The sequence below is a fragment of the Pseudomonas sp. SG20056 genome (assembly GCF_031764535.1).
In the GTDB taxonomy this organism is placed as follows: domain Bacteria; phylum Pseudomonadota; class Gammaproteobacteria; order Pseudomonadales; family Pseudomonadaceae; genus Aquipseudomonas.
Genome location: NZ_CP134499.1, coordinates 2,912,259 through 2,932,478 on the forward strand (window position 1 = coordinate 2,912,259; position 20,220 = coordinate 2,932,478).

Genomic DNA, 20,220 nt, shown 5'->3' on the forward strand with positions numbered 1-20,220 from the left:
CAAGGAGACACACCATGCGCAAGACCCTTACCGCAGTACTGCTCGCCCTGACCCTGCCGACTCTGGCCATGGCCATGCCTGAAGGCGGCCCGCGACACGGCGGCGAGCACGGCTCCCGCATGTTCAAAGAACTCGACCTGAGCAAAGAGCAGCACCGCGAAATCCGCAAGCTGATGGGCGAACAGATGAAAGGTCGCCATGAAATCACCAAACGCTACCTGGACAAGCTGCCGGCGGCAGAACAGAAAGCCATGCAGGACGAATTGCAGGCCGCCAAGGACAAACAGCACAGCGCCATCCGCGCTCTACTCAAGCCCGAGCAGCAGAAGGCCTTCGACGAGCACCAGAAGAAAATGGAAGAGCGCCGCGCCGAGTACCAGGCATTCAAAGCCTGGCAGGCCGAACAGGCGAAAAAGAACTAATCCAGGCACTGTTGCCTTTACGCCCATCAGGCTGCAAAGCCTGATGGGCGTTGCCATTACGACTAAGGAGCCACCGTGCGGTCACTGTTCTGGCGCATCTTTGCCAGCTTCTGGCTGGCTATTGCCCTGGTTGCAGGGTTGTCCATGCTGCTTGGACGCATGCTCAATCAGGACGCCTGGTTGCTCAGCCAACACCCCGGGATGGATGACCTCGCCGAGAAGTGGACGCAACGTTATGAGAAGAAAGGCCCACGCTCCGCCCAAGCGTTGCTTGAGCAACGTAAACGCAAGTTCCGCATTGATGTACAGGTGCTTGATGACAGCGGCCAGCCAGTGGTTCAAGGCACCTTCCCGCCTCGTGCAGCAGCCTTTGAAGCCCGCCATCGCAATGAGAAACGCCTGCCCTGGCGCCGCCTGAGTGTCGACTACACCAGCCCGCACAGCGGCGAAACCTACCTGTTTATCTACCGTATCCCGAACCCAGAAGTCGCCGCCTGGCAGCGCGAAAGCCGACTCTGGCCGCTGAGCGCACTGGCTATCGCCATGCTCGTGCTGACCCTGTTCAGCCTCTGGCTAACGCTTTCCATCACCCGCCCACTGAATCGCCTGCGCGGCGCTGTGCATGACCTGGGGCAAACCGCTTACCAGCAGAACAGCTTGGCCAAACTGGCCGAGCGGCGTGATGAGCTCGGCGTACTGGCGGCCGACTTCAACCGCATGGGCGAACGTGTACAGGGCTTGATCAGCAGTCAACGTCAGCTATTGCGCGACGTGTCCCATGAACTGCGTTCACCACTGGCGCGCCTGCGCATCGCTTTGGCGCTGACCGAGCGCGCGGATGCTGCCGAACGGGAAAAATACTGGCCGCGCCTGAGTCAGGAGTGCGACCGCCTGGAAGCGCTGATCAGTGAAATCCTCGCCCTCGCCCGCCTCGACGCCGAACCGGGCGCAGCGCAGCCGATCCACCTCGACGAACTGCTACACAAATTGCAGGACGACGCGCGCCTGGACGCGCCAGAGCAACAGATCAAGATTCAGCTGGACAACGGCCTACAGCTCAATGGCTGGCCAGACATGCTGCAACGCGCGATGGACAACCTGTTGCGCAATGCCCTGCGCTTCAACCCGGTTGATCAGCCCATCGAATTGACAGCCAGCAGAAGCGCCGAGCAACTATGCCTGAGCGTACGCGACCACGGGCCAGGGGTTGCGCCTGAGCTGCTGGCACGCCTTGGTGAGCCCTTCTTCCGCGCGCCTGGCCAGACCAGCAGTGGTCATGGCCTGGGCCTGGCCATTGCCCGCCGGGCGGCTGAGCGGCATGGCGGACAACTGGAACTGAGCAATCATGTGCAAGGTGGCTTTATCGCCACCCTGCACCTACCACTCACTCCACCGCAGGCCAGGCCCTGACAAAATCACTGACCTGCACCTGCGGCACCGCGCGCAACTCGCGCTCCGGCGTACCCAGGTAGAGGTAGGCAATTACCTGCTCATCGGCGTCCAATCCCAGGCCAGTGGCGACCTGCGGGTTGTAGGCCATATCACCGGTGCGCCAGACCGCACCAATACCTTGCGCATGGGCAGCCAGCAGAATCCCGTGGGCGGCACAGCCAGCGGCCAGCACTTGCTCCTGCGCTGGTACTTTCGGGCTGGCCTGCACACGAGCCACCACCACCACCAGCAACGGCGCACGCAGTGGCATGGCGCGCGCTTTGGTTACGGTTTCAGGGCTGGCATCGGCAGGTAATGCACTGGCAAACAGCTCACCCAGTTGCACCAGCGCTTCACCTTCCACGGTCAGGAAGCGCCAGGGTTTGAGCTGACCGTGATCGGGCGCGCGCAAAGCGGCACGAAACAACAGCTCGCGCTGAGCAGCATCGGGTGCCGGCGCAATCAGGCGCGGCGCGGAAACACGGTTTAGCAACGCATCAAGAGCGTCCATCGGCCACCTCGGCAATTAAAACAGGTGGCCATTCTAGTGCCTGCGCGCAGCTGAAGGGCAATGCGCGCAAATTCTCAGGCTACCCGCTCGGGAGAAACGCTCGGCAACACCGGCGGCATCAACGGCGGCAAGCCGTGTGCGCTGCGGGCTGCATCGCAATGCGGGTTGTGCTCGCCATTGGCCCACGAAGCCTCGAATTCGCGACAGGTGCTGGAGCGCTGTTCATACAGCGTACAGCGCACCCCTTGGCCAACTTCCCCCAGTAGGGCGTTACAACGCGTGGGTTTGCTTTCCGTGCCACGCATGGCAACACGGTGCGGGGTGATCAACACGACCTGATCGTCCGGCATCAAACCACCGGCAGACTGGCACTCACCCCAGAAGAAAGACACACGAAAATGCGCGCAGCAGGCGCCACAGCTAAGACAAGGATTGCTATCGGACATGATTTGGCGGGCTCAGAAACCGGCAAGGGCCGGCACCTGGCGGCTATTCTATGCAGCGCCAAGCGCTTGTAAAGCACGCATTACGACTGCTGTACAGCGGCTGCAGCGCGCGTAGAATAACGCCCCTTTGCCCTACAGAGCCCGAGCCGACTCCATGTCATTGCCGACACTGCGCATCATTGCTTTTATTCTCGGCATCTTCCTGATCACTCTGGCCGTCAGCATGCTGATCCCCATGCTGACGCTGCTGCTGTACTCACGCACCGACGACCTCAACGCCTTTCTCTGGTCCAGCCTGGTGACCGCCGCTGCAGGCATCGCCATGGTCATACCCGGGCGCCCCAAGGATGCACAACTGCGCCCGCGCGACATGTACCTGCTGACCACTGGCAGCTGGCTGGTGGTATGCATCTTCGCCGCTCTGCCGATGGTGCTGATTCACCACATCAGCTACACCGATGCCTTTTTCGAGACCATGTCCGGCGTTACTACCACAGGCTCAACCGTGCTGGCAGGCCTGGACCACGCCTCACCCGGCCTGCTGATCTGGCGCTCGATGCTGCAGTGGCTGGGTGGTATCGGCTTTATCGGCATGGCGGTGGCGATTCTGCCACTGCTGCGGGTCGGTGGCATGCGCCTGTTCCAGACCGAATCCTCCGACTGGGGCGAGAAGGTCATGCCGCGCTCGCACATGGCGGCCAAATACATCCTGTTTATCTACCTGAGCCTGACCCTGATCGGCTTTCTCGGCTTCTGGCTGGCCGGCATGACGCCCTTCGATGCGATCAATCATGCAATGACTTCGATCTCCACTGGCGGCTACTCGACCTCGGACTCATCGCTGGCCAACTGGAGCCAACCGGCTGTGCACTGGGTGGCGGTGGTGCTGATGATTTTCGGCGGTCTACCCTTCACCCTCTATGTCGCGACCCTGCGCGGCAACCGCAAAGCGCTGTTCAAGGACCATCAGGTACGCGGCTTTCTCGGCTTTCTGCTGGCCACCTGGCTGGTGTTCGGCACCTGGCTATGGCTGCACTCGGATAACAGCTGGCTGGATGCGTTTCGCATCGTCGCGGTGAATGTCACCTCGGTGGTCACCACCACCGGTTTCGCCCTCGGCGACTACACCACCTGGGGCAGTTTCGCCGTGCTGCTGTTCTTCTACCTGACGTTTGTCGGCGGCTGCTCGGGCTCAACCTCCGGCGGTCTGAAGATCTTTCGCTTCCAGGTGGCCTATGTGCTGCTGCGGGCCAACCTGCAACAACTGGTGCACCCGCGCGCGGTGATCAAGCAGCAGTACAACAATCACAACCTCGATGAAGAGATTGTCCGCTCGCTGATCACCTTTTCGTTTTTCTTCACCATCACCATCGGCGTGATCGCCCTCGGCTTGACCCTGCTTGGGCTGGACTGGGTAACTGCGCTGACCGGCGCAGCGACGGCGGTGTGTAACGTAGGCCCCGGTTTGGGCCCGATCATCGGCCCGGCGGGCAACTTCTCCAGCTTGCCAGATGCGGCCAAATGGCTGCTGACCATCGGTATGCTGCTCGGCCGCCTGGAAATTCTGACCGTATTGGTGCTGGTAACTCGGGCATTCTGGCGGCATTAAGGTTCTATTGGCCGAGTGATTGGCGCGCAAGACCGGCTACACACCCTAGACTCTTGCTATTACTGGAACGGAACCCGCTTAGATGGCTTGGCCGACCTTACGGATCATCGCGTTTATCAATGGCATTTTTCTTCTGACACTGGCGATCAGCATGGCCGTTCCCATGCTGACCCTGATGCTGTTTGCACGGCCTGACGAACTCAACGCCTTTCTCTGGTCCAGCCTGATCACCTTTATCGCGGGCATCGCGATGATTGCCCAAGGCCGGCCCAAGGATGTGCAGTTACGCCCACGCGACATGTACTTGCTGACGGTGTCCAGCTGGATACTGGTAGGGCTTTTCGCTGCCCTGCCCTTTATGTTTTCCCAGCATCTGGGCGTGACCGACGCAGTGTTCGAGAGCATGTCGGGTATCACCGCCACTGGCGCGACCGTCCTCACCGGGCTGGACAACATGTCGCCGGGCATTCTGATCTGGCGCTCGCTGCTGCACTGGCTCGGCGGCATTGGCTTTATCGCCATGGCCGTGGCGATTCTGCCCATGCTGCGGATCGGTGGTATGCGCCTGTTCCAGACCGAATCATCAGACCGCTCCGAAAAGATCATGCCGCGCTCGCATATGGTCGCCAAGTACATGATTGCCGCTTATCTGGGCATCAGCCTCATTGGCTGCCTGGCACTCTGGACCGCTGGTATGGGCGTATTCGATGCGATCAACCACACCATGTCAGCCATCGCGACCGGCGGGTTTTCCACCTCGGACCAATCGCTGGGCAAATGGACCGAGCCGGCGGTGCATTGGGTCACCATCGTGCTGATGATTCTCGGCAGCGTGCCGTTCGTGCTGTTTGCCTCAATGCTGCGCGGCAACTACAAGGCGCTGATCAGAGACCAGCAGGTACGCGGCTTTCTCGGCATTTTGCTGAGCACCTGGCTGCTGCTCGGCACCTGGTATTACCTGAGCACCGAACTGCATTGGCTCGAAGCTATTCGCCACGTGGCGTTTAATACCACCTCAATCATGACCACGACTGGCTTTGCCCTCGGCGATTACACGCTGTGGGGCGGCTTTGCCGGCATGCTGTTCTTCTACCTGGGCTTTATCGGCGGCTGCTCGGGCTCAACCGCAGGCGGGCTGAAGATTTTCCGTTTCCAAGTCGCCTACGTGCTGCTCAGGGCCAACCTGATGCAGCTGATCCACCCGCGCGCGGTGATCAAGCAGCAGTACAACCGCCATCACCTGGATGAAGACATCGTTCGTTCGATCCTCACCTTCTCGTTCTTCTTCACCATCACCATCGCCGTACTGGCCCTGGGCCTGACCCTATGCGGCCTGGACTGGATCACCGCACTCAGCGGCGCAGCCAGCACCGTCTCCGGCGTAGGCCCTGGCATGGGCCCGATCATCGGGCCGGCGGGCAACTTTTCCAGCCTGCCGGACACCGCAAAATGGCTGCTGACCTTCGGCATGCTGCTCGGCCGCCTGGAAATCCTCACCGTACTGGTGCTCATGCTGCCGGCCTTCTGGCGACACTAAGCGCGCCGTTACAGCCGTGCGCGGTACTCGCCCGGCGTGGTGTCAAACCAGCGACGAAAGGCGCGAAAGAAGTTGCTCGGGTCGGAGAACCCCAGCAGATAGGAAATTTCCAGCAAGGTCAGATTGGCCTGCCCCAGATACTGGCCAGCCAACTCGCGACGCGTGTCATCCAGCAGGTGCTGGTAGCTGGTGCCTTCATCCTGCAAACGCCGTTGCAAGGTGCGTTCGGACAGCAGCAGTGCCTGCGCCACGGTTTCACGCTTGGGCTCGCCTTGGGGCAGCAGACGGCATAACACCTGGCGCACCTGATGAGTTACCCGCGTACCGGAAAAGCGCGCCAGGTAATCGCCGGCAAAACGGTCATGCAGCTGCGCCAATGCCTCGTTGGCCGACGGCAATGGCGCATCCAGATCAGCCCGCTCGAACAGCAAGGCATAGTGCTCGGCGTTGAATTTCAGCGGGCACTGGAATACTTCGTCATAAGGCGCCAGGTCCTCCGGAGCCGGCCCCATCAGACTGACCAGCCGCGGGCGCAGCGGTTTGCCGGTCAGCCAGCGGCAGAAGGCCAGGGAGTGCGCCAGCGAGGCCTCAGCACTTTGCCGCGCCGAGGGCAGCCGATCACCATGGATCGCCAGAAGCATTTCATAGCCTTCCGGGGTGGGGTGAAAACTGAGATCGGCCCCCTCGCCGATGATCCGCTGATAACGCACCAGCCGGGCAAAACCTTCCTGCAGGTTGCGACTGCTCATCACTGCGTACCCAACCACGTTGAAGGACGCTGGCCGCAGGATCTTTGCCATGTTCAGGCCAATGGCCGGATTGCCCGAGGCCTCCACAGCCAGATGCCAGAGCCGGGTCATGGCGTCCTGAGCAAAGCGCGCATCGGAGTCGCTCAAGGCGGCATAGTCGAGCCCCAGCTGGGCAAACAGGCTGCGGCAATCAACACCGCCCAATTCCAGGGCCGCGACAATGCCCGAGGCCCAACTGGATGAAGTGGTACGTTCGCTCATGACGTGTTCTGTTCTTATTAGGGAGTCTGAAGGGCGACAGAAGGATACTAAACTGGCACCTAATGTCAGTGGCCCAGCGCGTCACTCGACCTAGACTGCAAGTAAGCCGCCATAGCCGCAAGCCTGGTGGTGGTCAAAAGAATAAGAGGAGGCCCCGATGAGCACTGAAACCCACGAACGCTACAGCAGCTTCGCCGAGTTCTACCCCTATTACCTGCAGGAGCACAGCAACGCCACCTGCCGCCGCCTGCACTATGTCGGCAGTTTGCTGGTGCTCTGTGTACTGGGCTATGCCCTGACCACTCAGCAGTGGCTGTGGTTACTGTCGATACCGCTGATCGGTTACGGCTTTGCCTGGGTTGGCCACTTTGTTTTCGAGAAAAACCGCCCCGCCACCTTTGACTACCCGCTTTATTCGTTGATGGGCGACTGGGTGATGCTCAAGGATGCCTTTACCGGACGCATCAAGTTTTAACAGCCCGCCTTGAGCGACCGCTGGCTCAGGTGGCGCTGCCGTTCGGCTGCCGCGCTTGGCGGTTGCGGTGGGCTTGGTTATGATCCCTCGCTTATTTTGGCAGCCGGTACGGTGTGCCACCCAGGCGCCCAGCAGAGGTGCCAGACGAGCAGCAGGGATAGTCCCATCGGATGAATGTCAAAAGCGCCCCCCGAATTTCCGCACTGCCGGCACCGCCGCTGCGTGAGTACTACTCCCGCGTCCTGGCCTATATCGCCATCGCTGCCAGTATTGCCGCAGGTACTTATACCCAACATTTCGGTTACGACATTCTCTGGATGGTGCCCTACGCACTGCTCTACCCGCACCTGGCACACCATCTGAGCCTGCGTTTCAAACGCGAGCATCCGCAACGCACCACCCTCAGCCTGCTGTTTATTGACGCGCTGCACTGTGGCGGCGCCGTCGCGCTACTGGGTTTATCCGTTGTGCCATCCCTGATGGCTCTGCTAACAATGGCCTTCAGCGCACTGGTAATAGGTGGCCTGCGCTACCTAGGGCTGGCATCCCTGATAGCCCTGAGCAGCGCAGTCTTTACTTTTGCCATCGCTGGCATCACGGTGAATATCAATACCCCCGCCTTGGTAGCACTGGTCAGCATCAGCTTCACCACCCTGTATATCTGTATCACGGCCTACTTTGTGCACCAGCAGGGCCTGCGCCTGAGTCAGGTGCGCAACGAGATCACCCGCGAGCAGGAAAAAGCCGCACGCCTGGCACGCAATCTGGCCAAGTACTTGTCACCACAGGTGTGGGAGTCGATCTTCACCGGCAAGAAAAGTGTGCGCCTGGAAACCCAGCGCAAGAAGCTCACGGTGTTTTTCTCAGACATCAAGGGCTTTACCGAGCTGGCCGAAGAGCTGGAAGCCGAAGCCCTGACCGACCTGCTCAACACCTACCTTAATGAAATGTCGAAGATCTGCCTGAAGTACGGCGGCACCATCGATAAGTTTGTCGGTGACTGCGTGATGGTGTTCTTTGGTGACCCAAGCAGCAAGGGCGCCAAGAAGGATGCGGTGAATGCAGTGTCCATGGCCATCGCCATGCGCAAGCATATGAAGGTACTGCGCCAGCAATGGCGTGCCCAGGGCATCACCAAGCCGCTGGAAATCCGCATGGGGCTGAACACCGGTTATTGCACCGTGGGCAACTTCGGCGCTGATACGCGCATGGACTACACCATCATCGGTCGCGATGTGAACCTCGCCAGCCGCCTGGAAAGTGCTGCTGAATCCGGTGAGATCCTGATCTCTCATGAGACCTATTCACTGATCAAGGACGTGATCATGTGCCGCGACAAGGGCCAGATCAACGTCAAGGGCTTTACCCGCCCCGTGCAGATCTACCAGGTGGTGGATTTCCGTCGCGACCTGGGCGCCACATCCAGTTATGTCGAACACGAACTACCCGGCTTCTCCATGTACCTGGATACCAACGGCATCCAGAATTTCGACAAGGAAAAGGTCATCCAGGCCCTCAGTCAGGCAGCCGACAAGCTGCGTGACAAGGTAATCATGTAAGCGCCTGCTTATGCCCCGCTGCGTGTGAGTCCTGCACAATCGGCATGCACAACTCACCATCGAGCAACGGCTGCTGCGCCAGAAACTCCAGCGCCGACGCTCGCCAGGATTGCCGCGCGGCCAACTCGGCGCAACGCCCACGATCCAGGCTCAAGGCCTCCAGGCAGGCCGCACGCAAGTCCTCATGCATGACCCCGCTGACGCCCGCCTGCAACACATCCAGCGGTCCGGCTACCGGAAACGCCGCCACTGGCGTACCACAGGCCAGGGCCTCAAGCATCACCAAGCCATAGGTATCGGTACGTGAAGGGAATACCAGCACGCTGGCATTCTGATACGCCTCGGCCAAGGCCTGGCCATGCTGATAGCCGAGAAAGCGCACGTGCGGATAAGCCGCCTGTAACGCCTCGCGCTGCGGGCCATCGCCGACCACCTGCTTCTGCCCCGGCAGATCGAGGGCCAGAAACGCCTCGATATTCTTCTCCGGGGCAATCCGCCCGACATACAGAAACACCGGTTCAGCCAGGCTTGTCGGCGCCACCGGCGGACAGAACAGCCGCGTATCAACGCCCTTGCGCCACAGCACCAGACGCTTGAAATCCCAACCGGAAAACTCCTCACGCATGCGCTCGGTGGTCACCAGCACCGCCTGGCTCGGCCGGTGAAAGGCGCGCAGAAAGGCATAACCCCAACGCAGTGGAATCCAGGGCCAGCGGGTGTGCACGTATTCGGGAAAACGCGTATGGATGGCGCTGGAGAACGCCAGGCCACGCTTGCTTAGCCAGCGCCGTGCGGCCCAACCCAGTGGGCCTTCGGTGGCCAGGTGTACGCAGTCCGGGCGAAACGCGCGAATCGCCGAGCCAACCCGCCAGAGGTTCCACACCAAGGGAATTTCCGGGTAGCTGGGGCATGGCAGCGCGCGAAAGTCCGCCGGTGACAGCAGCTTGACCTGATGACCGAGGCCGCGCAGCTCGCTGATCAGTGCCTGCAGGCTGGTGACCACGCCATTGACCTGGGGTGTCCAGGCGTCGGAGACGATCAGAATCCTCACAGGGCCGGCTCGGCAGCCGCAACTGGAGCGGCCTGCAACTGACGCGCCTGATCTTCAGCCAGACGATACAGTTCGATACTGCCATCCAGATGCTCGATCAGCGCCGTGCAGGACTCCACCCAGTCGCCGCAATTCATGTACTCGACCTCGCCCATCGGACGAATCTCGGCGTGGTGGATATGCCCGCAGACCACGCCATTGAAGCCGCGCTTGGCGCATTCGTGGACGATGGCTTCTTCAAAGTCGCTGATAAAGTTCACCGCCGTCTTGACCTTGTGCTTGAGGTAAGCCGACAGCGACCAATAGCCATAGCCATAGCGGCTACGCCAGTAATTAAGCCAACGATTGAGGGTCAGGGTGAATTCGTAGGCCGAATCGCCGAGAAAGGCCAGCCAGCGGTGATAGCGGGTGATCACATCGAACTGGTCACCGTGAATCACCAGCAGGCGGCGGCCATCGGCAGTGAAGTGCTCGGCCTCATCGACCAACTGGATATTGCCGAGCATCAGGCTGGAATAGCGGCGCAGAAACTCATCATGGTTGCCGGTGACGTAGATCACCTCGGTGCCGCGCTTGCTCATGGTCAGTAGACGGCGGATCACGTTGCTGTGCGACTGCGGCCAATACACCCCGCTACGCAGCTTCCAGCCGTCGATGATGTCACCGACCAGGTAAATCTTGTCGGTCTGGTAGCGCTTGAGAAACGCTGCCAGGTGTTCGGCCTGACAATCCCGGGTGCCCAGGTGCACATCGGAAATCCACAGGGTACGGACACGTTGCTTGCGGCTGGGCTTGGCGAGCTGAGCGCTGGTCATGGACGACCTCCGGCTGGGTTTGCTCGAGTCTGCGCAGTCGGGGTGAAAGGTGCATGACAGCGCCATGGCAATTCGGTGACAACCCCTAAAGGGTATAAACTGACTGGCCGAACAAGGAGCCCACCATGTCCTCGCTGCTCTCGCTGCGTCACTACAGCCATGATCTGCTCAGCCACAGCCATGAGCATGCGCAACTGGTCTTCGGCCTGAGCGGCTTGCTGGAGTTCGAAGTGGCCGGCCATGGCAGCCAGGTAAAGCGTCAGACACTGGCTGTGGTGCCCAGTGATGCGCAGCACGCCTGCGGCAGTAAGAACGGCAGCCACTGCCTGGTGCTCGACGTACCGTGTGAGGACTGGCTGCAACAACAGCTGGGCCGACACCTGGATGCCACCCGTCGCCTGCTGGACAAACCTGCCGCCGTCAGCCTCACCCCCGCACAAAGTCAGCTGGTCAGCTGGCTGGCCGCTAGCCCGATCAATGACCCGGTGATCGCCCAGCAAGGCGCTGCTTTACTTTTGGCCAGCCTGGCCAATGGCGAGATTACTGCCCACGCAGCCAGCCGCCTGCCGCTGGCGGCGCTGGATGCGCATATCGACCAGCATGCCGCGCACCCTTTGCAGGTAGCCGATCTGGCACGCCTGGCCGGCCTGTCGGTAGCACGTTTTCACGCGCGTTTTCTCGCCGAAACCGGGCAAACGCCAATGGATTATGTGCGCAGCCGTCGCCTGCAACTGGCACGTCAACTGCTTCAAGGCAGCAACCTGGCAATTGGCGAAATCGCTGCGCGGGTCGGCTACAGCTCGCAAAGTGCCTTTAGCGCTGCCCTATCGCGGCATCTTGGCGTTACACCTCGGCAACTGCGCCGCACTGACTAATTTGCCGACACTCTCTTGTGAGAGCCTGGCGACAAAACGCGCGATTCCCGAGACAGACAAGGGCGCAGATAGGCACCTAGACTGCCCGCCAGAATCAAGGAGTCGCCTATGCAAAACATCGAATGGCCGGATTTCGAAAAAGTGGAGCTGCGCGTCGGCACCATTCGCACCGCCCGGCCTAATGAAAAAGCCATCAAACCCGCCTACGTGCTGGAAGTGGACCTCGGCGAGCTGGGCATCAAGACCTCCAGCGCCCAGCTCACCGGCCACTACAGCTGCGAGCAGCTCGTCGGCCGCCAAGTGCTGTGCGTGTGCAATTTCGCCGCCAAGCGCATCGCCGGCGTGCGCTCCGAAGTGCTGGTGACCGGTGCATATGATGCCAATAACAACGTAGTGCTGGCCGGCTTCGACAAACCGCTCCCCAACGGCGCGCGCCTGGCATGAATCAACGTAATGCCCTCTGGGCAATTCACCTGGGCGCCCTGCTGTTCGGCTTGTCCGGCATATTCGGCAAGCTAGCGAATACCACCCCGCAGATGATCTCCGCTGGCCGCGCCATCTTCGCCGTGGCGGCCTTGTTGCTGTTCGCCAAGCTGATCAGCAACGCGCGCCTGGTCTGCCTTGGCTTGCGCCAGACCGGCCTGCTGGCCCTCGGTGGCTTGCTGCTGGGCGGCCACTGGTGGAGTTTTTTCGAGTCTGTGCATATATCTGGCGTAGCCATCGCCACCCTCGGCTTTGCCAGTTTTCCGGCCTTTACCGTGCTGCTCGAAGGTTTGCTGTTCCGTGAGCGCACCCGGCCTGTCGAATACGCCATGGTGGCGCTGGTGTGCCTGGGCCTGGTGCTGGTCACCCCGGATTTCGACCTGAGCAGCCAGGCCACCAGCGGCCTGCTCTGGGCAGTGCTGTCCGGCCTGCTGTTCGCCCTGCTGTCGCTGCTCAACCGCGCCAGTACCCGTGGCATCGAACCGGTCCAGGCGGCGCTGTACCAGAACCTCACCGTGCTGCTGGTATTCCTGCCGCTGGCCTGGCCGACGCTGCCCAACGTGCAGGCTCAGGACTGGTTGTGGATGGCCATGCTCGGGATCTTCTGCACGGGCCTGGCGCACAGCCTGTTCGTCGCTAGCCTGCGGGTGCTCAAGGCGCGTACCACCGCGGTGATTTTCGCCCTGGAGCCGATCTACGGCATTGCCTTCGCCTGGCTGCTGTTCAGCGAAGTGCCAACCCTGCGCATGCTGACTGGCGGGCTGCTGATTGTCAGCGCCATCTTTCTATCGGCGCGGATGGCCAGGTGATCAATGACTGCGGTCGTTGTGACCCAGATCCCGCGCCGGATCAATCTGATCGCGCAAGCGCTGCTTGAGCACCTTGGCCTCGGGAAAACCGCCATCGGCCTTGCGCTCCCAGATCTGCACACCATCACAGGTGATGCGAAACACCCCGCCTGTACCGGGCTCCAGGCAAACCCTGGACAAATCATCGGTAAACGTCGACAGCAGCTCTTGCGCTAGCCAGGCAGCACGCAGCAGCCACTGGCATTGCGTGCAATAGGTGATAACTACTTCGGCTTTGGGGCTGGACATTGGCAGGCTCGCGCAAATGAAAGGTCGATGATAACGCGCAGCAGCCTGGCCTCAGCACAAGAAAAACGCCCGCGAACCAAAGGCAGGCGGGCGTTGAACGGCAGCATCTTGCATCAGGCGATTTTTGCCAGCAGCTGACGCGCCTCCTGCTTCTGCTCTTCATCGCCTTCATTGATCACTTCATTGAGGATCTGGCAGGCGCTATCCAGACTGCCCTGTTCGATATAGGCCAGTGCCATATTCAGCTTGGAAAGGTTTTCGCGGTTGCTGGCCAGCTCATCAAAATCATCCAGCAGTTCCACATCGAGGACGTCACCGCCCCAACCATCGCTGGAGGTTTCTTCCACCAGCATCGACTCGGCAAACGGGCTGCGGGCATCACGGCTGCCGGACAGTTCGAAGATATCCGAGGTCTTGCGCTTGGCCGCAGTACTGCTCTCGGTCTTGTCCGCCACTTTTTTCGGCGCAGTTGGGGCAAAGGGGCTGACCAGATCCCAGTCGGCATCCAGCGACATATCGTCCAGATTAAGCTGACCATCATTGGCAGCATCCACCAACGGTTGCGACTCGACCTCATCCAGCTCCAGCACCACATCGTCCAGCAAACTGGCCGGCGGCGCGCTGAACAGCTCGGCATGCCGCGCTTTCAACTCGTCGATCCGTGCCGGAGTAAAGCCGGATGCCCGCACCAAGGCCTCGTGGGCAATAAAACCCTGGGTATCACCCAACAACGCCAGCACTTCCAGCAGACGGAAACCGATATCACTGCGCTGCGGCTGAGCCTCCCAGGCCTTACGCAACGTACTGGCGGCTTCATTCAAGCGGCCGTAGGCGATATACACGTTGGCACTTTGCAGCGCATCTTCACCCGCTGCCGGCCATACTGGCCCACCACGCGGCACCTCGCGCACATTGAGCGCCACTGCGGCTGCCGGTGCGGCCGCGATAGTCGGTGCAACACTTGGTGCCCTGGGCATGGCTGGCGTCAGTTCCGCTGCAACCGCAACAGGTGCTGGCTCAGCGGCTTTTCTGCTACGCCAGAACAGGCCAGCCACACCGGCCAGTAGCAGCGTCAGAAGAGCGGCAATAATCGCCAGCCAGTTGCTACCTGATTCAGCCGTAACCGGCGCGGTTACCGTGACCGGAGCAGGCACAGGCGCGGCACTTGCTTCGGCGCTCGCGCGACGCGCGGCCAACTCGGCCTGCAGGCCAGCAATCTGCTGATCCCGTGCCTCCATCTGCTCCTGCAACTGCTGCACCTGCAAGCCCAGCTGCGCCAGGCTCTGTTGCAATTGCAGAGTCTCACTGATCTGGCTGGCCAGCTCCTGCTCAACGCGGGTCTGCTCCCGGATCAGCTGTTCAGCCGGCGGATCAGTCGGCAGCTCAGCACTGACTATTGGCGCAATTTCTGGGGTCGTACCAGCTGGCGCCGCAGCTTCAGCGACTGGTGCATCGGCCACTGACGGCGAAGCGCTGACGACACTATCGGGCAAGAGCAATTGCGCACCAGCACGCAGGCGATTGATATCGCCATTGATAAAGGCCTGCGGATTAAGCGCATGGATATCATTCATCAGCGCCTGGGGCGCTACCTGTCCGGCATCGACGGCCAGACGCGTGGCTATCTTCCACAGGCTGTCACCGCTTACCACACTGTAGCGATTACCCTGCTGCGCAGCGGGCATTACTGCCGGACGCACAGGCGCGACAGTGGTTACGCGGGGCGCGGGCGTAACGACAGCAGGCGTGGTGGATGCAGCCAGACTGCGGTAGGCGGCAGAGCTGGGCGGGTCGAGCAGCACGGTGTACTCACGGTACAACTGACCATTGGGCCGTACCACTTCGACAATAAAGTTCAGATAGGGCTCACGCACCGGCTGCGTCGACACCACGCGAATCACACTCTTGCCGCCCCGCAGCAACGGGGTAAAACGCAGGTCATTGAAGAAATACAGACGGTCAACGCCGGAACGGCTGAACACTTCGGCGGGCGCCAGACGCACGCGCATGTCTTCAGCGGTCAGGTCGCCCACATCAAACAATTCGATTTCGGCATCCAGCGGCTGACTAAGTGCCGAATGCAAGGTGATTTCGCCCAGGCCAAGTGCTGGAACCAGCCCCGAATACAAGGCCGAACTGGATGCCAGGCCGATCAGTAATTGACGAACCTTTGCCATAAAAACGCTCCCGATGAATCCGCTCCTGCACCCTCGCCACTATACGTCCGAGACGTGCGCTTCCAGCGCTTGCGAAAGTATAGAAGACGGCAAATATGGCCTTGGGACTACGTTCCGTGTTTAACCCGGCTGGTGCATGGCAATGATTACGGCGTACTGAATACAGAAATACCAACCGCCGCTTGGCAAAAAGCCACCACAGGTGCAAGCATAGGCTCGCAGTCAAGAAAATGACAACTCCATCACACTACCGTTTAGCTGTCAGCGTCTTGTCGATTTGACGCCCCAGGCTGCCAGAACCGTGATTGCGAATACCCCGGCCACCAGCCAGAAACTCTGTTTGAAGGCGAGCATCTCCGCGAGGTGATCGCCACCTTCGGCGCTGTGCCGCCACTCCAGAAAGAAGGTCAGCAGGTTGACCCCGAATGCGCCGCCGAGCTGACGCACGAAGGTGATGGCGCCAGCGCCTTGAGCCAGTTCCTCAGGGCTGAGAATATCCAGCGAACCGGTGCTCAAGGCCGGCAGCAACACGCCCAGTCCCACGCGCCCGACGCAGGCCCAGAAACACAGTTGAATGAATGAGGCGCCCTGCTCGACCCAAGCCAATCCTGCAGCCGACAGCGCAAAGATCAGTAAACCGCCACTCAGCAACACGGCCGCAGACAGCCGATCACTGAGCCAGCCGCCGAGAAAAGAGGCCATACCCATCAAGATCCCGGCCGGTAACAGCAACAGCCCCGAACGTCCGGCGCTGAAGCCTTCAACGGTCTGCAGATACAGCGGAATCAGGTAGGTCGAACCATACAGGCCCAGGCCCAGCGTCAAGGCAACCCAGCTGGCGCTGCGAAATCCGGCATGTCGCCATAGCGCAAGGGGCAGCAGCGGCTGGGCGGCACTCCGGCTGCGCAGGATAAATGCCATGCCTGCCAGCAGCGCCAAACAGCCCGGTAACCAAACCCTCGGTGCCGTCCAGGCAAAGCGCTGCGCCTCGGCAAGAAACCCAAGCGCGGAAAATATCGCCACACACAACCAGGCAAAGGCCTGAATATCCAGACGCGGCGTGCTGCGCTCACGTTCACTGGGCAACAACCATTGCCCAGCCAGCATGGCCAGCAGACACATCGGCAGCGGCATCCAGAAGATCGACGGCCAGCCGAAATGATCGACCAGGTAACCGCCAATCCCCGGCCCCAACGACGGCGCCAGCATCACCCCCAGACCATATATGCCAAGCGCCATACCGCGCCCGCCATCGGCGAATACACGAAAGATCAGCACCATGGCCAACGGTTGCACGATTCCCGCGCACAGCCCCTGCACGATGCGCAGGGCGATCAGCTGCCAGGCGGAGTGAGCCACCAGCGCCAAGAGTGAACTGAGGATAAACAGCAGCAGGCCGAATTGCGCCGTACGCCGCGCGCCAAAACGTGCCTGGGCCCATGCGGCCAACAGCAGGCCGGCGGTCATGGCTGCGAGAAAACCGGTGGACAGCCACTGCGCCAGGGGCCGACCGATGGCGAAATCCGCCATGATCGCCGGCAAGGCAACATTGATACTGGTGGAGGCCAAGACCATGGCCATGCTGCCGACCATCAGCAGCGCCAGCAGCCACTGCGGGTAACACGGGCCGAAGCGTTGCTGCAGAGCCTGCAGATCGTCACGCATCAGCGTTTTTCCAGGTTACTCAGCACCTGGGCGTGGACCTTCTGGCAGCGGCGCAACTCGTCTTCATCGATGCCGGCAAAGACTTCCTGACGCAGTTGCGCGGAGATCGCTTCGATTTTTTCAATCAGCGGACGGGCTTGTGGGCTGAGGGCAATCTTCTTGGCGCGGCGGTCTTCCGGTACGGCCTGGCGGCTGACCAGCCCCTGAGCTTCCAGGCTGTCGAGCAGACGCGCCAGGGTCGGCCCTTCGACACCAACGCTCTGCGCCAACTCGCGTTGGGTCGGTAATTCGGCAAAACGCCCCAGGTGCAGCAGCACCAGCCAGCGGGCTTGCGACAACCCCAGACCGACCAGGCGGCGATCCAGTTCGGCGCGCCAGGCACGGGAAAGTTGGGCAACTTGCATGGCAAAGCGGTGTTGATCGGTATGCGACATGGACAACGGCTCTTAACTATAAAAAACTAATTATTAGCCAGCTAACCATAACCCTTTTAACGAGGCAAGCCTGTAAAAGGTTTCACCACTTTACATACTGGTCTTCGACAAAGCCCCAGAGGTTGTCGATGCGTACTTCGGGCCGGCCAATCGGCCGCAGCACACCGGTGAACTGGCCGAAGATCTGTTTGAAGTTGCTCGCCAACAGCCCCACGTTCAAGCGCTCCTTGTGTAGGCCACGCCCCTCGAAGCGCAGTGCCACCTGGCCGTCATAGGAGTTGATCAACCAGGGCTGCAGGGGCTGGTCGCGATCAAAAGTAAAACGCACCGTATCGACTTTGAGCAGCTCGCCATCCAGCCAGAAGCAGTTCTCGGTAAAGCTGCTTTCATTGACCCCGCAGGACAGGTTCAGCCCAACCCTCTGCTCGCCTGCCTGACCAGACAGGCAAGCCCAGTTCCAGTGAGTTTCCGGGCGCATATAACCGGCCGACCAGTCGTGGTGGGCAAATGCGCCGATCTGCGCCAGATCGAAATTCCCCAACACACTGCGCACCTGCCCCGTGCAGCGCACCCCTGCTACCTTTTGCGCATAGACCCAGCCATTGACCGCCGTTGGCGTGTTGATGCACATCGGCTGAAACGCCGGCAGTTCCTCCGAGAAGCAGGCGTCGATGCAAGTGCCGTCATCCAGTTCCACCAGCAGGCGTTTTTCTCTGGGCGAAGCGTTGTTTTCCAAACGCAGCAGATTGCCGCCGCTGCGCACCTCACATACACCCTGATCCGGGGTCTGCGAGAACTGACTGCCAAAGCCCAGCGGCAGCTTGAACTGGCGCTCAATCATCCGCCCACTGGCGGGATGAAACAGGTAGACAAAACCCACACCCAGCAGGCTGAGGTTGGCCAACGCGCAGCCGCCAATCAGCTCGTCACTGATCAGGCCGAAATACTGGAATTGGTGAAAGCGCCGCCACTTGGCCAGGGCGCCCAGCTTGCGCCCCATGGGCGAGCGGAAATCAAAATCGCGGTAGTTGATCAGCCCCGGCGCGGCGGGAAAGATGCCGTAATGCGGCTGACCGTTGGCCTGAATCAGTCGATCCATCGGAGCAATCACTCAAGGAAAAAACCTCAGCGATGCTAGCACCGCGACTTCGCTCCGAGCATTCACCACAGGCGCCAAGCGCAGCGGCAAAATCGGCCACCGCCCCCAAGAATCTTTTTAGGATCTTGCGAGCTAGAGTCCTGCAAGGCGCTACGTAGTTACAGCCTTCGGCTGGTCAAAGCAGGCGAGGAAGCGGACTGGGCTCGCAAACGAGTGTACTGTTGTACATGAGCATTACTCGTTTCACTCGCCCTTCGGGCCGCGCTAAAGCGCGTTAGCCACAAGTGGCTTTCCGAGCCTATTTTTAACGCAGCAGGGCCGACGCGCAGCTGATCGTAAATAGATTCTCAGGCCACGACCTGATTGCGGCCAAAAGCCTTGGCCTCGTAAAGCGCGCGATCCGCATGCTCGTAGAGCTGCGCCAACGCCCCTCCAGCGGCAGGATGGATGCAGGAAATACCAATCGACATGGTTAGCATGCTCGCCGTATCCGAGCCAGCATGTTCGATATTCAGGGTCTGCAGGGTCTGGCGCAGCGCTTCGCCGTGATGCCGTGCTTCGGCTTCGCCGATGTCATAAAGCAACACAGCAAACTCTTCACCGCCCAAGCGCACGGCCATATCCAGCGGGCGCCGGGCAGCGTCCTGCAGCAGGCTACCAATGCGCTGCAACACGTTATCGCCGGCCTGATGGCCGTAGTGGTCGTTATAGGCTTTGAAGTGATCAACATCACAGAGCAGCAGCGCCAGGCTGCGATGCTCACGCTGCGCCTGACGCCACAGGCGCTCGAATTGGCGATTGAAGCTGCGACGGTTGTGCAGACCGGTCAGGCTGTCGTGATCGGCCAATACACGCATCAGCCGGCTGATCAGAAAATGCTCGCGCGATTTGAACTCAAGCAGGTAACAACCCACCGCGCCCATCAGATTGCCGAACAGCAGAAACAGGGTGTTATTGATCAGCCGAGGCACCGGCAAGCCAGCCACCACCAGCTCGACGCAGACGTAAACCAGCAGCACCAGCAAGGAACAGCACAACGCTTCGATCAGCCGTAGCCCCGCCAGAAAATAAGCCGCCATACAGACCAGCAATAACCCCTCATAGGGGTAGCTGGGATCAACCCGATGGGCAATGCCGACTACAAAGGACGCCGACGCGCCGAGGGCCAACAGGCAGACCAGACTCAGCGGTTGTAATAGGTAGGTGTGTTTGCGCTGAATCAGCAGCACGCCGAATAGACACAGCAACAATAAAACAGCGAGACGGATGGCCAGCATCCACCACACCTCGGGCGCCTTGATCAGGACGAAATCGAACGCGGCAAAGGCCAGCCACACCAGAATGCCCACGACCAGAGCAATACGTTTGAGCTCGAAGGTGTCGTCACGTACATAGTTGCGGTACTCCTGCTCCAGCGGCCGAGAGAAGCGCAACAGACGAAAACCCAAGGCGAGCTGATCCGCGTAGGGGCTGGGGCGAACATCGTCTAGCCAGGCATGGGAAAGCGACACCGGAACCTCTGCA

The 20,220-nt window shown here is 60.6% G+C and carries 20 protein-coding genes; 9 read left to right on the plus strand and 11 right to left on the minus strand.

Going from position 1 to position 20,220, the window contains the following annotated elements:
- Positions 1-14 precede the first annotated feature (14 nt).
- Positions 15-422 (plus strand): Spy/CpxP family protein refolding chaperone, encoded by a 408-nt coding sequence (locus RHP75_RS13910; protein WP_311088699.1) that lies wholly within the window; start codon positions 15-17, stop codon positions 420-422.
- A gap of 75 nt (positions 423-497) precedes the next feature.
- A complete protein-coding gene (locus tag RHP75_RS13915) occupies positions 498-1,832 on the plus strand; it encodes a HAMP domain-containing sensor histidine kinase (RefSeq protein ID WP_311088700.1) in 1,335 nt (444 codons plus the stop codon).
- Here the strand turns inward: RHP75_RS13915 and RHP75_RS13920 are convergent.
- Both RHP75_RS13920 and RHP75_RS13925 read right to left on the minus strand, forming a co-directional pair.
- Complete coding sequence (locus tag RHP75_RS13920; protein WP_311088701.1) at positions 1,807-2,364, minus strand: nitroreductase family protein; 558 nt, start codon at positions 2,362-2,364, stop codon at positions 1,807-1,809. The two genes, RHP75_RS13915 and RHP75_RS13920, sit on opposite strands and share 26 nt — an antisense overlap.
- A 74-nt stretch (positions 2,365-2,438) precedes the next feature.
- Entirely contained in the window at positions 2,439-2,810 is a 372-nt protein-coding gene (locus RHP75_RS13925) for a YkgJ family cysteine cluster protein (RefSeq protein ID WP_167141497.1), read from the minus strand.
- A gap of 154 nt (positions 2,811-2,964) precedes the next feature.
- On the opposite strand from RHP75_RS13925, the gene RHP75_RS13930 reads away from it, so the two are divergent.
- Together RHP75_RS13930 and RHP75_RS13935 are read left to right on the plus strand one after the other, a co-directional pair.
- Complete coding sequence (locus RHP75_RS13930; protein WP_311088702.1) at positions 2,965-4,419, plus strand: TrkH family potassium uptake protein; 1,455 nt, start codon at positions 2,965-2,967, stop codon at positions 4,417-4,419.
- Positions 4,420-4,501: 82 nt separating this feature from the next.
- Positions 4,502-5,956, plus strand: coding sequence for a TrkH family potassium uptake protein (locus tag RHP75_RS13935; protein WP_311088703.1), 1,455 nt, complete (start codon positions 4,502-4,504; stop codon positions 5,954-5,956).
- Between the two features lie 8 nt (positions 5,957-5,964).
- On the opposite strand, the gene RHP75_RS13940 is transcribed toward RHP75_RS13935, so the two are convergent.
- Positions 5,965-6,966 (minus strand): AraC family transcriptional regulator, encoded by a 1,002-nt coding sequence (locus RHP75_RS13940; RefSeq protein WP_311088704.1) that lies wholly within the window; start codon positions 6,964-6,966, stop codon positions 5,965-5,967.
- Between the two features lie 157 nt (positions 6,967-7,123).
- Here RHP75_RS13940 and RHP75_RS13945 point away from each other — a divergent pair, with 157 nt between their 5' ends.
- Both RHP75_RS13945 and RHP75_RS13950 read left to right on the plus strand, forming a co-directional pair.
- Positions 7,124-7,441, plus strand: a complete 318-nt coding sequence (locus tag RHP75_RS13945; RefSeq protein WP_311088705.1) for an Mpo1-like protein — start codon at positions 7,124-7,126, stop codon at positions 7,439-7,441.
- Between the two features lie 170 nt (positions 7,442-7,611).
- Positions 7,612-9,000, plus strand: a complete 1,389-nt coding sequence (locus RHP75_RS13950) for an adenylate/guanylate cyclase domain-containing protein (RefSeq protein ID WP_311088706.1) — start codon at positions 7,612-7,614, stop codon at positions 8,998-9,000.
- On the opposite strand, the gene RHP75_RS13955 is transcribed toward RHP75_RS13950, so the two are convergent.
- Both RHP75_RS13955 and RHP75_RS13960 read right to left on the minus strand, forming a co-directional pair.
- Complete coding sequence (locus RHP75_RS13955; RefSeq protein ID WP_311088707.1) at positions 8,993-10,051, minus strand: glycosyltransferase family 1 protein; 1,059 nt, start codon at positions 10,049-10,051, stop codon at positions 8,993-8,995. The two genes, RHP75_RS13950 and RHP75_RS13955, sit on opposite strands and share 8 nt — an antisense overlap.
- Positions 10,048-10,866 carry a UDP-2,3-diacylglucosamine diphosphatase gene (locus RHP75_RS13960; RefSeq protein WP_311088708.1) on the minus strand — a complete coding sequence of 273 codons (819 nt, stop codon included), beginning with the start codon at positions 10,864-10,866 and terminating at the stop codon, positions 10,048-10,050. Before RHP75_RS13960 ends, RHP75_RS13955 begins: the two co-directional genes overlap by 4 nt.
- A 125-nt stretch (positions 10,867-10,991) precedes the next feature.
- Here RHP75_RS13960 and RHP75_RS13965 point away from each other — a divergent pair, with 125 nt between their 5' ends.
- The 3 genes from RHP75_RS13965 to RHP75_RS13975 all read left to right on the plus strand — a co-directional run bounded on the left by RHP75_RS13965 (position 10,992) and on the right by RHP75_RS13975 (position 13,033).
- Complete coding sequence (locus RHP75_RS13965; protein ID WP_311088709.1) at positions 10,992-11,741, plus strand: AraC family transcriptional regulator; 750 nt, start codon at positions 10,992-10,994, stop codon at positions 11,739-11,741.
- Between the two features lie 108 nt (positions 11,742-11,849).
- Positions 11,850-12,185 carry a tRNA-binding protein gene (locus RHP75_RS13970; protein ID WP_311088710.1) on the plus strand — a complete coding sequence of 112 codons (336 nt, stop codon included), beginning with the start codon at positions 11,850-11,852 and terminating at the stop codon, positions 12,183-12,185.
- Complete coding sequence (locus tag RHP75_RS13975; protein WP_311088711.1) at positions 12,182-13,033, plus strand: DMT family transporter; 852 nt, start codon at positions 12,182-12,184, stop codon at positions 13,031-13,033. Before RHP75_RS13970 ends, RHP75_RS13975 begins: the two co-directional genes overlap by 4 nt.
- Here the strand turns inward: RHP75_RS13975 and RHP75_RS13980 are convergent, their stop codons facing one another.
- From RHP75_RS13980 to RHP75_RS14005, 6 genes are all read right to left on the minus strand, one after another.
- Positions 13,034-13,321, minus strand: coding sequence for a SelT/SelW/SelH family protein (locus tag RHP75_RS13980; protein ID WP_311088713.1), 288 nt, complete (start codon positions 13,319-13,321; stop codon positions 13,034-13,036).
- 113 nt (positions 13,322-13,434) lie between these two features.
- Positions 13,435-15,498: a FimV/HubP family polar landmark protein gene (locus RHP75_RS13985; protein ID WP_311088714.1), complete on the minus strand. Its 2,064-nt coding sequence runs from the start codon at positions 15,496-15,498 to the stop codon at positions 13,435-13,437.
- Between the two features lie 261 nt (positions 15,499-15,759).
- On the minus strand, positions 15,760-17,163 hold the full coding sequence (locus RHP75_RS13990; RefSeq protein ID WP_311088715.1) for a DHA2 family efflux MFS transporter permease subunit: 1,404 nt from the start codon (positions 17,161-17,163) through the stop codon (positions 15,760-15,762).
- On the minus strand, positions 17,163-17,597 hold the full coding sequence (locus RHP75_RS13995) for a MarR family transcriptional regulator (RefSeq protein ID WP_090248226.1): 435 nt from the start codon (positions 17,595-17,597) through the stop codon (positions 17,163-17,165). Before RHP75_RS13995 ends, RHP75_RS13990 begins: the two co-directional genes overlap by 1 nt.
- A gap of 82 nt (positions 17,598-17,679) precedes the next feature.
- Positions 17,680-18,696 carry a DUF2804 domain-containing protein gene (locus tag RHP75_RS14000; protein ID WP_311088717.1) on the minus strand — a complete coding sequence of 339 codons (1,017 nt, stop codon included), beginning with the start codon at positions 18,694-18,696 and terminating at the stop codon, positions 17,680-17,682.
- A gap of 347 nt (positions 18,697-19,043) precedes the next feature.
- Positions 19,044-20,207, minus strand: coding sequence for a diguanylate cyclase (locus tag RHP75_RS14005; protein ID WP_311088718.1), 1,164 nt, complete (start codon positions 20,205-20,207; stop codon positions 19,044-19,046).
- Between the last annotated feature and the right edge of the window lie 13 nt (positions 20,208-20,220).